The sequence below is a fragment of the Bacteroidota bacterium genome (genome assembly GCA_030017895.1).
Taxonomy (GTDB): Bacteria; Bacteroidota; Ignavibacteria; order UBA10030; family BY39; genus JASEGV01.
This window is the reverse complement of sequence record JASEGV010000041.1, coordinates 16,898-29,548: the sequence shown is the minus strand read 5'-3', so window position 1 is coordinate 29,548 and position 12,651 is coordinate 16,898. Positions and strand designations below refer to the sequence as shown.

Sequence of the window (12,651 nt, the reverse complement as noted above, 5' to 3'; positions counted from 1 at the left end):
AGCTGGCCTTTTGTTGTTTCAAATGATTATTCCTAATGACAAATCTGGGTTTAATTCTCTGGAAACATCTCGAATTGTCATAGAACGGCATTTCCGTCCCACATAAAAGGAAAAACGTTTCGTGTAAAACGGATTGTTTGATATCCAGTCTATCTTCTCTTGCTTCACTTTTCCACAACTCCGGCACTTGACACGACGGATTTCCAACTCCAGATATATCCGTGCATCTCCGCAGGATAAATCCCGTATCCGGCGTATCTTCTTGTCGTAATAGCTTCGATGTAGAGTGCCGCAACTTCCGCATAATGTTTTTTTTGAGTCCTTTCAAGCTGAATAACTCGAGCCTTCGGGTCTCCGAATATCCCCTGTATGTTAGCCCTCGGACGATATCCGGGGAATCTATACTCGTCCAGTAGCCGTCTGTTTTTTTGCATCCACTAATCATACACATTTTTTCATTAACTTAAAAATCCTCTATCTCATTATCTGGTTATATGTTACGCTGTTTCTATCTATCATTTTTACCCACTCACTTCCACGATGAGCCAAAAAAATATTGTTGTCGGATGAAGGAAGTGTAACAATTGAAAATACCGGGAATGAAATTCTTCTCGTTGAAGCACAGTCGGCTATACCACGCCCATGTGAATTATATAAGGCGGGTAAAAAGGATGAGGAAAAATTCTTGGATTTACCTACTAAATTTTCGCTGGGTCAAAACTATCCAAATCCTTTCAACCCTACAACAGTTATCAATTATTCATTGCCAATTGACAATTATGTAACGCTCAAAGTCTATGATGTTTTGGGTCGGGAAGTTTCGATGCTTGTAGATGAGTACAAAGATGCTGGATATTACGAAGTTGAGTTTAACGGCTCAAGTTTATCCAGTGGTGTGTATTTCTATAAACTTACTGCGGGTAGTTATACTGCAATGAAAAAACTTTTAATTACGAAGTAAGAATTCGTCAACGCACATATCAACCCTACTTCCGTTTAGTCGGGAGTGGGGTTTTTATTTTGTTTTCATCACAAACACACCATCCCAATTATCGGGTGGAGGTGTTTGTATGAACGCTTGCGACCTTTCTATGTAAAGCTTCGAAGGATAGTCGTCGGGTTTTATTTTAAGCGCCTCTTCGAAATTTTTAATTGCTTTCTCCCAATTCCTTTGACGGTACAAAAACAAAGCTTCTGAAAATTTTTCTATCAAACTGAAATATTCAGGCGGTGTTTTATCACCGACAAGTCCGAATAGTTCATAAATCTTCAACGGTTTATTTTTCCCTACTACTGTTATCAAATCTAATTCTCTAACCACGACCTGGCCCGCAATCGGCTGGAATGTGTTCTCGCTGATCAGAGTTTTAGTTTTGTATTGTTTATTCGCGCCTTCTAAACGAGCGCTAAGGTTTACAGAATCGCCGATTACAGTATAGTCGAACCGATCCAGTCCGCCCATATTTCCAACTATCATATCACCGGTATTAATTCCGATTCTCATATGAAGTAACGGTTTGTTTGTCGTTTTCCATATCTGGCGGAGTTCTTCTAAATGGCTTTGCATCTGCACTGCAGTCCGGCAAGCAATTAGCGAGTGGTCTTTTTGCGGAATCGGTGCACCGAAGAATGCCATAATTGAATCGCCGATGTATTTATCCAGAGTGCCGTTGTTTTTCAAAATTATTTCCGTCATACCTTCAAAGTATGCATTCAAAATTGGCACAAGTTCCTCAGGCGGAACACTTTCAGCTACGGATGTAAAATTTTCCAAATCAGTGAATAACACAGTTAATATTTTTCGTTCACCGCCAAGTCGTAACTTTGTGGGATCGTCCACCAATTCATTCACGACAGTCGGACTAACATACTGGCTGAACATAGATTTGATAAGAACTTTTTGTTTTCGCTCGGAGACATAACTGTAAACCATACTTCCAACGTATCCGAATGTAACCGCCATAAGCGGCCCTGTGAATGATGTAACAAAATTCTGCTGATTGAAAGCAAGAATAGAGAATGCGACTATCAAAAATAATTCGGAAATTACAACCGCGATTGCGAGCGCTTCAATCAGAAAATAATATTTGACCTTTCGGCTCTTCAAATTAAGAGTGAAGAAAAAAGTCATAGATACGAAGAAAAATACTAGAGCAATTTGAAGCCAGATTGGTTCACGCTTCAGGAAATTTTGGTCGAGAATGCTTTGTATTATATTTGCATGAATCTCTACGCCGTACATTAAATTATCGCCTTCCTGTATGCCTTGAGCGATAGGAACCGGAAACAAATCTTTGTCTTCGGGATTTGTGGAACCGATAAGTACTACTTTATTCTTAAAAGTTCCATCATAAAGGTATCCGGTTTCAGGATCGTCGAATGTGTTGATATCAACTCCGAGTTCCCGTTCTTCATTTGTTTGAAATTCTTTATCATCAATTACATCTACAAATTTAATTGGAACGAATGTTCCCGAAGGTCCATAATAATTAATTAATGCGGTGTAAGAATCGCAGCTTGGTATTGTAATGTTTTCGTAAACAAAGTTATTCGATTCAACATTTACTGTTGTTAAAGGGTTTACTCCAAAAGATTTGTTCAGAACAGCGAATGAAAAAGTAGGCAATCGTCTATTGCGGGAACGATCGAATACTATCGGGTGGAAACGGCGGTGAACGCCATCTTCATCGTTTCGCAGATAAACTATTCCAACTGAACTATCTACACCAAAAAAAATATTACTGTAATTTTCATTTGCACTTACAATATCGAACCTTTCGTCGGCAATGGTTACTTTTCCAGCTAATGCAACATTTTTAACTTCAGATAAAGCTTTCCTTAAATCATCGTCATAAGCCGGATTATTAAAGTCAGCGGCGCCCATAATTAAATCAATGCCTATCGCTTCAGCTCCGGCTTTTTTCAGGTTTCTGATTAGACGGGCGTAATAATGGCGGGGCCAGGGCCACGGATCGGGGAGCGATTTGATTGATGCTTCGGAAATTTCGACGATTACTACTTTGGGATCGAACGAAACAGCACCGCGGCTGTTAAACCGATTATCTATAGTTGCTAATTCAATTCTTTTGAAAGGTGCGAATTCAAATATCGTATCCGAGGCAAGAAGAATAATGATTGCCGAAAGTACCATACATATCAGCAGTTTGTTTAAAGACTTCCGGTACGATTTGTCTTTTACCTCGGGCATGTATTAAATATCATAACGGAGTGTTAAACTGAAAACCGATTCAGGTTTTGTATGTTTATTCGAAAAGATGCTCAATTGTCCGATTACATTAAAATTAGTAACTAATAAATATTGTGCGCCTATGTCGAATGCACCACGCTGAATATCGCCGAAAGTAGGACGGATGCTGGTATTCAGCTGCAAACGGTTTTCAAACATTTTATAAAATAATGTGAACGAAATTGTAGTGTAGTTAATTTCGTTCTTCAATATTAAGCTGTTATTATAAGATATATTGAAGGATGATAGTAATGGAATTGAGTAGGTAGTATTTAATCCAAATGTAAGTGACTTATTTTTTGAATCAATATCACGTGAGGTTTGGTCGTTTCGGTTTGAAGTGCTGATACTCATCGAAACATTTTGCCGTGCGAGATAAAAGAAATTGTAACCTAACTGAACGAATATCCGGTGCGTAAAATCATCCGTCCAATAAATAGAATTAACAAAATTATTTTTTGCCGATGAGTATGTGTAACCGGTAGAAAGGTTAGGAAAATCAATTACCGGATAAAAAGAGACCATACCCGACAACGTTGAGTATCTTGTAGTTGTAGGTTTTGAGTTATCGGTATTATCGGAAAGTTTTTCAAAGCCGAAAGAAAATAACAAACTGTTTTTCAACGTTCGGAATCTGTCGGTGATGTTGAAACCTTGCACGTCGTTACGTAAGTAGGTTTGTCCGAACGATTCGTAGGCACTGCCGCGCCTCAAATAAGTAAACTTAAGTGAATTATTCAGATAGTTTAAATTTAGTGAACCTTCGTATGCGAGGGTGGTTAAATTATTGAGAGCTAACGGAACGATATGCTCATTGATAGTGATGAAATTTGAAAGTACATCTTTAGCTTGGCGGATCATATCTCTTTGTTCTTCAGTGAGCGATTTCAATAACGAATCAATATCTTCGTCTTTGATTGTTCCTTTCGATATATCTTTGTTGGTGGCTGAAAAAGCGACCTGTGCATTAAATTCTATTCTTCGTTGGTCGAAGGCAAAGAATAAATCGGAACCGACAACTAAATTTTCCTGAGGCATCAATCCTTGTTTAATAGAACCCATGTCGTCTTTGGATTTTAGAAAACTCAAACCGAAAAGAAAATTATTACCTTTTCCAAAACTTGGTCTCAAGATAAATAGGTTTCTATCGAATTCTCCGCGCTTAATTAATTCAGCAAACCTTCCGTCGTCCAATCTAAAATAAGTTTTATTCGGGTCGCTTGTAGAATCGGGAGGCGAAGCAAGAACGTTGTATTTTGTAGAAATCTTCCTTGCCACATCGCCATAAACAAAATCAAAATTAAAAAAGCCGAGTGTTAAATTAGTTGATAGCCCCCGGATTCGTTTGCCGTTCATAATTAAATTTGGGAATGTAGGATAATTATCGCCGTAACCAGCCCTCAACCATGGAATTTCGGCTCCGATAAAGTACCTGTTTTGGGGCTGCCTATCCGCTTTTTCTTCGTTTGTTGCGTATAAATTTCCGTTTATTTTTAAAATCCCGTAATCCGAAGTCGCGTTTATACTGCCACGATTGTAAGCGTTGCTCTTCTGGTTTATGTTTTCGTTGCGGCTTTCTAATTGAAGCGATGCTTTGTACCGTAAACTACTTAACTTAATTATACTTTCTTTGTATAGCACGATTGAAAATAGCCGGTTCTCAGAATAAATATTTTTCCCATTACTATCGAATAATTCAACCCGGATATTATGCTTGCCCTCATTTAATTCGATGGGAAGATTTTCTAACTTCGCAATGTATAAATCTTCAGTTTTAATTAAATATTCCGAGAAATCTTTATCGTCAATAAAAATTTTAAGTGCACTCACATTATTTACACTGAAGGCAATCAATAAATCATCCGGTGTTACTGCTTCGTCGGTTGCGGGGCTTATCCAATCGATTATGTTTTGATGACTCTCAACTGGTGTAATAAGTAATTTTAAAGGATGTAAAGTGGGATTTTCGACTGGATATGTTTCGGGTTGGTCAGTTCCCGGAATGTGAATAAATAAAAAGTATTCGAAGTAAGGAGTGTCGGTTGCCGAATTAGGAATAACTGCAACGGCATTGTTTCCTGTTATTTGCATCTCGATTCGCTTGAATTCAGATTCTCCAAAAGACCGGTATGCAACTTCAATTTTATCGTAAACAAAAGCAGGAGAGATAACTGCCGATATTTTGATAGATTCGTTTTCTGATACCGGTGGCGCAGTGATGCTTAAAATTTTATCGCTTACTTGTGCTTGAACTATATTAGAGATAAAGAGAAAAATCGCAAATCCAAATAATAGTATGCCGGCACAATAATATTTCCGAATCATAAATTACAACTCCAGAGTAAGTTCAACATCATTCTTGGTAATCAATCTTTAAGTTGCGTTTGTTTCCGTCGGAGTCGCGCAGTTCGAGTTGCATTTCATTTTTTTTCCGGACATCACCGGCTTTTAACGACTCTTCACAACCTGCAATTTCATCGGGTGTAGCATCCCGCACTTCTAACTTCCCGTCCGGGTGCGAAAAACCAATCTGATTTGAACCTACATCTGTATCTTTTCCAGAAATCAAATTTTTTAAATTAACGATTCCTTCTGTTACAATCAGTATATCCAATTCGTCCTGAGAATGAAATTTTCCTTTCGTGCCTCTGATTGATGCAACAGATGTTGGCGACGAGAATGTGTACTGTTCGTTTTGTTTCTTTGTTATGGTAAATCCGATGGATCCTTTTTGTAGCTTCATATCGTTCAAAGTTTGCTTCGGTTGTTTTCCACCCAACATTTCGAGTTCAGAATTTTCGAGGAGGCGTATAATACTTTTATCAGTAAATTTAATTATTGCTACCGATTTTAGACCTGTTCGCACTAATTCTTTAATTTTTAGCGGGTCGCCCTTTATAATTTTTTTCCAATCGGACTCGGGATTTTTTTTATCTACCGAATTAATAACTTTGGTAACTACGGCGAGGGGTGAGTTTCCGCTCTGCATTCCGAAAGTTACAGAAGCTGTTAAAATAACTAATGCTAAAAATATATTTATCGTTTTCATTTTTATCTTCTCCTTTTTCAATCCATTATTACATTGTTTACGTTTTCCGGATTTTGGTTAAGGAACTGGAGAATTTCCTGCAATTCAGCGTTGCTGATTGGTTTTCCGTTTAAATAAAAAGTGGAGGATGCATCTAATTCCTGTGCACGGATTTTGTCGAAAACTTTTTTCCATTTGCTGCCGAGTGCCCGCTCGAGCTGCTCAAGGAGCTCTGAACGTTTCATCGGGGCGGAATCGTCAGCAACTTTAAATTCAGCAATTGAACTCTGAACTAACTGATAGCCGCCAAGACTTTTAACTTTCCCGTCTGCTTTCCAGACGTATGTTTTTCCTTTATGAAGCTGTCGCACACCGGCTGAAGGATATTGAAAAGAATTTTGTCCACCACCGAAAGTAGCTTGATAAGTAATTGGTAATCTGTTGAGTGCTGCTTCACGCGATAAGCCAGGTGGTTTCTCGTTAATTGTAACTTCGACTTCCTCTCCGTCGAAGAGCCATCCAAGTGCGGGAAACTCGTTTGTAGTTTCACCATCTCGCGGATAAAGTAATTCGATTTGAGAATAACTTTCCAAAGCTAACTCGACGACACCCTCCGATTCACCCCCAGTTGAATTCACATCGGCTACTCTGATTACGAATGAGTATAGACCAGTTGGAAATTTCCCGGATGCGAGTGCCGGTTCGATTATCTTCGTCTTTCCATCTGAGCTGAGTTTAAAATCTTTAATTTTAATTTCGTTTCCGAAGTCGAGATTCGTGATAACTTTATTATTAACAACCGTGAAAGGTTCCGAGCCAAATCCTTCGCCATCTAACAGTGTTATCCTTTTGCCGTCTCTCAATGTAACCATAATCTGGCAGTTTTTTAATTGGACGGTATGTGTATCTCGATAAGCGATGTTGATTGTGAACAACCAGACAGAGCTTTTTAGGTTTTGAAAGTCGATTTGCGAAGGGGATAACTGTTGAATTCTCGCAAAAGTGATATTTACTTGAGGTTGACTATGTAGTTCGCCAAATACGAAAATGGCGAAGATGAAGATAAAAACTATCTTCGAGAAGAATTTTATGTTCATAAATCCTCCATAATTAGTTTTGTTAATAAATTATGAATCAGTATAATTAAATTTGAACATAATTGCAAGCAGTTGTAAATAAAGGGTAATCGGTGTCACGTTTTTCTAAACCGCTTGCTTATATAGTCGTAATTTCTTATCATTCAATAAGTTAGCAATAATAAAATGGCTGCAAAAAATCAACAAACATCAAAACGCAAAGCAGATCATATCGGTATAACTTTGAAAGAAGATATCGGTTTTCGGCAAAAACGAACTGGCTTCGAGTTGTATGAATTTGAACACAACGCTCTTCCCGAATTAAATGCAAACACGATAGATACATCGACTAAATTTTTAGGCAAACAGTTGAGTTTTCCGTTTATGGTTTCATCAATGACCGGAGGATTTTTAGGAGCAGAAAAGATAAATAGTTTACTCGCAACTGTGTGTAACGAATTTTCAGTTGCAATGGGAGTGGGTAGTCAACGTCAGGCATTAGAAAATTCAAAATACATTAAATCATTTAAGATTGTTCGGAAGAATGCACCCGGTATCCCGGTAATAGGAAATATTGGAGCGGCAGAAATTGCTTTAATAAAAAATGTATCACATATCCAAAGATTGGTTGATACTATTCAAGCCGATGCTTTTGCAGTTCATCTAAATCCGCTTCAAGAATTTCTGCAACCCGAAGGCAAAACTGATTTTACAGGTGTTCTCAAAGGGATTGAGAATTTAGTTAAATACTTAAATGTTCCGATTATAGTGAAAGAAATTGGCGCCGGAATTTCTCCAACCGTAGCTCAAAAGTTGATGAATGTCGGTGTCAACATTATAGATACTGCCGGTGCAGGTGGAACAAGTTGGGCTGGGGTAGAAATTATTCGTCGTAATGATGACTCGTTAGCAGATACATTTTGGGACTGGGGAATTCCGACTGCAGATTCGATAATCGGAATCAGAAAATTATCCAAGAAAATTTTTATAATCGGTTCGGGTGGAATTAGATGTGGACTTGATATCGCGAAAGCTCTTGCATTAGGTGCTAATGTCGCCGCATCTGCAACTCCAATTTTAAAAGCTTTAAAACAACGAGGCGAACGAGGTATCAGTGAAATTTTATCTCTGTGGAAAACAGAATTGCGAGGAGTTATGTTTCTTGTGGGTGCAAAAAATATAGAAACTTTAAAGAAAACAAAAATTTATGGGTGCAAACAAAGAAATTACAGTATTACGACAGGCAATTGAAAAAAAAATGAAGGTGCTATCAAAACGTGATGGCTTCATTTATAAACCGATTGAATATATTCTGACAGCAGGAGGAAAACGGCTGCGTCCAATTATTACATTACTTGCCGCTGAATCTGTCGGTGGTAATTATCGCAACATACTCGATGCGGCTGTTGCTGTTGAACTATTGCACACTTTCACACTCGTCCACGATGATATTATTGATAATGCCGACTCACGAAGAGGCATCAAAACGATTCATAAAAAGTGGTCTACTAACACGGCGATTTTAGCGGGCGATATGCTTGCTGGCATTGCTTATCAATCTCTTTTGAAAACTCGATGCGACAAGTTGGCTGAAATTGCAAAAGTGTTTACAAATGCTTTTATTACAGTGTGCGAAGGACAGGATTTAGATATCGAGTATGGAAAAAAAGACCTGATTTCCGTCGGACAGTATTACGAGATGATAAATAAGAAAACTGCTTGCTTGATTTCGGCTGCCGCCGAAATTGGCGCCATTGCCGGAGGCGGTTCAAAAAAACAAGTTTCTGCCCTTCGAAATTATGGTACTAATCTCGGTATAGCATTTCAAATTAATGACGACTTGTTGGATATTATAGGCAAGGCAGACACTTTAGGTAAGCCGATCGGAAAAGATATTTTAGAGGGCAAAAAAACTATCTTGCTATTAAAAGCCCTCGAATTTGCTGAGCCAGGTGATTTGGCATTACTCAAACAAGTTGCCAACGGGCAGCTGATAGGATGTAAAAAAATTGAGAGCGTTAAAAATATATATCACCGGCTTGGTGTAACGGATTTTGCCCAGAAAGAAATTGTAAAATATACGCTGAAAGCAAAACGAAATATTGCAGGGCTTAAATCCAACCAAGCTACCGGCTTATTGGCAGATCTTGCTGAAAAAATAATTCACAGAAATTCTTAAAAGATGTTTGAAGTTGAAGTAGTAATTAAAAACAAAGCAGGCTTACATACACGCCCTGCCGCTCAATTAGTAAAAACTGCTGCCAAGTTTAAATCCGATTTTTTTATATATAAAGATGGATATGAAATTAACGGTAAAAGTATAATTGGCGTTATGACACTTGCCGCCGAGCAGGGGGCAAAATTAAATCTCCGGTTTGACGGAGTTGACCAAAAAGATGCGGCAAAAGCAGTTTGTGAATTGTTCGATCGTGGTTTTGATGAAGCATAAAATTTATGACTGAAGATAAAATTAAATCGGAAATAATTATGCGGGGAATTCCTGCCGCACCAGGAATTGCCATCGGAAATATTTATCTCTACACACGTGATGTTCCTTCGGCTATCGAACGTACTTTAAACCCCGCGGACATAGATTCTGAAATAGAACGGTTAAAGAAAGCTATTGCAAAATCGGAGAAGGAACTTACAAAAATTTTGTCCTTCGCACAAGCAAAAATCGGAGAGAGCAAATCTAAGATATTCGAAGCACAGATAATGATTTTGCGTGATCAGTTTTTAATCGATTCTCTCGTCAAGCGGATTCGTTCTGAACTCCGCAATGCTGAATTTATAGTTAATAATGAAATCAGCAAATACGAAAAGATGATGTTGATGGCTCAGGACGATTATATGCACGAGCGGGCTCACGATGTTGATGACTTGAAAAATCGTATCATCCGCAATATGCAATCGACAAAACTTATATCCAAGTTTGAATCGGCAGCAATTTTAGTGTCGCACAACCTTACTCCTGCCGATACGATGATATTCAGCAGAAATGCCGTTCTCGGTTATGCAACTGATAAAGGGGGAATTACATCGCACGCTGCAATTCTTTCGAGAGCATTGAAAATTCCTGCAGTTTTGGGGTTAGGTGATATTTCCCGCAGGATTTCTCCCGGCGACTCACTAATACTCGATGGCTACAGCGGCAATGTGATTATTAATCCTTCGTCTGAGCAGCTATTAAAATATCAAATAAAAAAAGAGAGATACACTCAATTCGAATCAAATCTTGCACAGTTTAAATCGCTTCCGGCGAAAACTTTGGATGGACGGAAAGTTGAACTTGCAACTAATATTGAATTCGAAGAAGAACTTGAATATATGTTGTTACAAGGCGGCGACGGAATCGGTTTGTATCGAACCGAAAGTTTATTGTTTGCCAGCGACCAAATTCCGAGTGAGGAGAAACAGTATAAGAAGTATAAACTATTTGCCGATAGAGTTTTTCCGAATCTTGTTATTATTCGAACCTTTGATATCGGCGGCGATAAAATTGCACCGCAAACAATCGAAGAAGCAAACCCGTTCTTAGGTTGGAGGGGAATCCGTATCTTTCTCGACCGTCCTGAAATTTTACTTGAACAACTCCGTGCTATTCTACGGGCAAGCTCAAGGAAAAACATCGCTGTTATGTTCCCCATGGTTACTACCGTCGAAGAAGTTATTAAAGCAAAAGAATACATCGAGATTGCCAAAGCCGAACTTAGATCAAAAAAAATAAAATTCGATCGTGATATTCAAGTTGGCGTTATGATCGAAGTTCCATCTGCCGCTGTTACTGCCGATACTATTGCTAAAGAAGTCGATTTTTTGAGTATCGGAACAAACGATTTAACTCAATATCTGTTGGCAGTCGATCGTGGCAACGATATTATTTCGGATTTATATCAGGAATTTCATCCGAGTGTGATTCATACAATCCGGCATATTATTAAAGCAGGTCATAAGGAAAAAAAATGGGTCGGTATGTGCGGCGAATTGGCTGGCAATCCGCTAGCGACTGTTTTATTGGTCGGTTTAGGTTTAGATGAGTTTAGCGTAGTTCCGTCGGTGCTTCCCGAAATAAAAAAAATTATCCGCTCGGTGAGTTACTCGCAGGCACAAAGACTTGCCAGTGAAGTTTTGAGATTACGCACTACTGAAGAAGTGCGCTCTTACTTACGCCACTATATAGAAAAGAGGTTTTCCGATATACTACTTGAAAACAACAACGAGTAAACAATAAAATCAAGGAAATTTATGAAAGACAAATCAATTCAACTTTACGATAAATCAAATATGCGGAAACTGCTCATTGATTTTCATAAGCAAGTAACCGAAGCGGTTTCGATAGGTGCAAAAGCAACAGTGAATCTAAAAAAATCAGCTATCAAAAATATTGTTGTAACCGGATTAGGAGGTTCGGCAATCGGCAGCGATATATTACGTTCGTATTTAGCATCCGATTTGAATGTACCGTTCGTCGTGAACCGGCATTATTTCCTGCCCGATTTTGTCGATAAGAACAGCCTGGTTGTTGTTTCGAGTTATTCAGGGAACACTGAAGAAACCATCGCTGCTCATCAGGATGCACAGAAGCGCGGGGCACAAGTTCTTTGTATCTCATCCGGCGGTGAAACAGAAAAATTAGCTAAAAAATACAATCATCCGATAATCAAAATTCCAAAGGGTTATCCTCCACGTGCTGCTTTAGGTTTTTCATTTTTCCCCTTGTTAATGGCATTAGTTAAAATCGGACTTATTAAAAATCGGGATAAAGAAATTAAGGAAACCATATCGTTCTTAAAAAAGAAATCGCTACAATATCAAAAATTAAATTCTGAAAAAAATCCGACACTCTTATTGGCGTCTGAATTATTTAAGAAAATACCAATCATTTATTCGTCCGCCGACCGGTTCGATAGTGTGAACATTCGATGGCGAGGACAGCTTTGCGAGAATTCAAAAGTCTTGGCTTTCGGTCATACCCTTCCTGAAATGAATCACAACGAGTTAGTCGGATGGAAAGTGCTCAAACGCCAGATGTCGGAGATGGCTGTAATATTTTTACGGGACAAAGCCGACCACAAGCGGGTGCAAATTCGTATGAATATAATGCAGGATATTATGAACGAATATGCGGGTAATGTTATAAACATTAGCAGCGCAGGCAACTCGCCGTTAACCCGGATTTTTTCCCTTATCTATTTTGGCGATTGGGTGAGCTATTATCTTGCAATTATCAACGGCATCGATCCAACACCAGTAACTATTATTGATTATCTAAAAAACGAGTTAGCCAAAGTTTAGCGAAT

The 12,651-nt window shown here is 38.5% G+C and carries 10 protein-coding genes; 6 read left to right on the top strand and 4 right to left on the bottom strand.

The window, feature by feature from the left end; all coding sequences use genetic code 11:
• Positions 1 to 559 precede the first annotated feature (559 nt).
• Positions 560 to 961, top strand: coding sequence for a T9SS type A sorting domain-containing protein (locus QME58_09130; protein MDI6803992.1), 402 nt, complete (start codon positions 560 to 562; stop codon positions 959 to 961).
• Positions 962 to 1,015: 54 nt separating this feature from the next.
• Here QME58_09130 and QME58_09125 read toward each other — a convergent pair whose 3' ends face one another.
• Genes QME58_09125 through QME58_09110 form a run of 4 tightly spaced genes read right to left on the bottom strand, consistent with a single transcriptional unit; the run spans position 1,016 to position 7,372 of the window.
• Positions 1,016 to 3,208 carry a CHASE2 domain-containing protein gene (locus QME58_09125; GenBank protein ID MDI6803991.1) on the bottom strand — a complete coding sequence of 731 codons (2,193 nt, stop codon included), beginning with the start codon at positions 3,206 to 3,208 and terminating at the stop codon, positions 1,016 to 1,018.
• Positions 3,209 to 3,211: 3 nt separating this feature from the next.
• Entirely contained in the window at positions 3,212 to 5,572 is a 2,361-nt protein-coding gene (locus QME58_09120; protein ID MDI6803990.1) for a hypothetical protein, read from the bottom strand.
• A 28-nt stretch (positions 5,573 to 5,600) separates the two neighbouring features.
• A complete protein-coding gene (locus tag QME58_09115; GenBank protein ID MDI6803989.1) occupies positions 5,601 to 6,296 on the bottom strand; it encodes a FecR family protein in 696 nt (231 codons plus the stop codon).
• 17 nt (positions 6,297 to 6,313) lie between these two features.
• A complete protein-coding gene (locus QME58_09110) occupies positions 6,314 to 7,372 on the bottom strand; it encodes a hypothetical protein (protein MDI6803988.1) in 1,059 nt (352 codons plus the stop codon).
• 165 nt (positions 7,373 to 7,537) lie between these two features.
• Here QME58_09110 and fni point away from each other — a divergent pair, with 165 nt between their 5' ends.
• The 5 genes from fni to QME58_09085 are packed head-to-tail and all read left to right on the top strand — an operon-like array spanning position 7,538 to position 12,646.
• Positions 7,538 to 8,602, top strand: a complete 1,065-nt coding sequence (fni, locus tag QME58_09105) for a type 2 isopentenyl-diphosphate Delta-isomerase (protein ID MDI6803987.1) — start codon at positions 7,538 to 7,540, stop codon at positions 8,600 to 8,602.
• The gene (locus QME58_09100; protein ID MDI6803986.1) at positions 8,559 to 9,530 is read left to right on the top strand and encodes a polyprenyl synthetase family protein; all 972 of its coding nucleotides are present in this window, start codon (positions 8,559 to 8,561) and stop codon (positions 9,528 to 9,530) included. Before fni ends, QME58_09100 begins: the two co-directional genes overlap by 44 nt.
• A gap of 3 nt (positions 9,531 to 9,533) precedes the next feature.
• Complete coding sequence (locus tag QME58_09095) at positions 9,534 to 9,800, top strand: HPr family phosphocarrier protein (protein MDI6803985.1); 267 nt, start codon at positions 9,534 to 9,536, stop codon at positions 9,798 to 9,800.
• A 5-nt stretch (positions 9,801 to 9,805) separates the two neighbouring features.
• Positions 9,806 to 11,575, top strand: coding sequence for a phosphoenolpyruvate--protein phosphotransferase (gene ptsP, locus QME58_09090; GenBank protein ID MDI6803984.1), 1,770 nt, complete (start codon positions 9,806 to 9,808; stop codon positions 11,573 to 11,575).
• A 21-nt stretch (positions 11,576 to 11,596) separates the two neighbouring features.
• Complete coding sequence (locus tag QME58_09085) at positions 11,597 to 12,646, top strand: bifunctional phosphoglucose/phosphomannose isomerase (protein ID MDI6803983.1); 1,050 nt, start codon at positions 11,597 to 11,599, stop codon at positions 12,644 to 12,646.
• Positions 12,647 to 12,651: the final 5 nt, after the last annotated feature.

Bases quoted from the DNA above. Each gene is read 5' to 3' on its own strand.
- QME58_09125 (MDI6803991.1), bottom strand. From the start codon at position 3,208: ATGCCCGAGGTAAAAGACAAATCGTACCGGAAGTCTTTAAACAAACTG.
- QME58_09120 (MDI6803990.1), bottom strand. From the start codon at position 5,572: ATGATTCGGAAATATTATTGTGCCGGCATACTATTATTTGGATTTGCG.
- QME58_09115 (MDI6803989.1), bottom strand. From the start codon at position 6,296: ATGAAAACGATAAATATATTTTTAGCATTAGTTATTTTAACAGCTTCT.
- QME58_09110 (MDI6803988.1), bottom strand. From the start codon at position 7,372: ATGAACATAAAATTCTTCTCGAAGATAGTTTTTATCTTCATCTTCGCC.
- fni (MDI6803987.1), top strand. From the start codon at position 7,538: ATGGCTGCAAAAAATCAACAAACATCAAAACGCAAAGCAGATCATATC.
- QME58_09100 (MDI6803986.1), top strand. From the start codon at position 8,559: ATGGGTGCAAACAAAGAAATTACAGTATTACGACAGGCAATTGAAAAA.
- QME58_09095 (MDI6803985.1), top strand. From the start codon at position 9,534: ATGTTTGAAGTTGAAGTAGTAATTAAAAACAAAGCAGGCTTACATACA.
- ptsP (MDI6803984.1), top strand. From the start codon at position 9,806: ATGACTGAAGATAAAATTAAATCGGAAATAATTATGCGGGGAATTCCT.
- QME58_09085 (MDI6803983.1), top strand. From the start codon at position 11,597: ATGAAAGACAAATCAATTCAACTTTACGATAAATCAAATATGCGGAAA.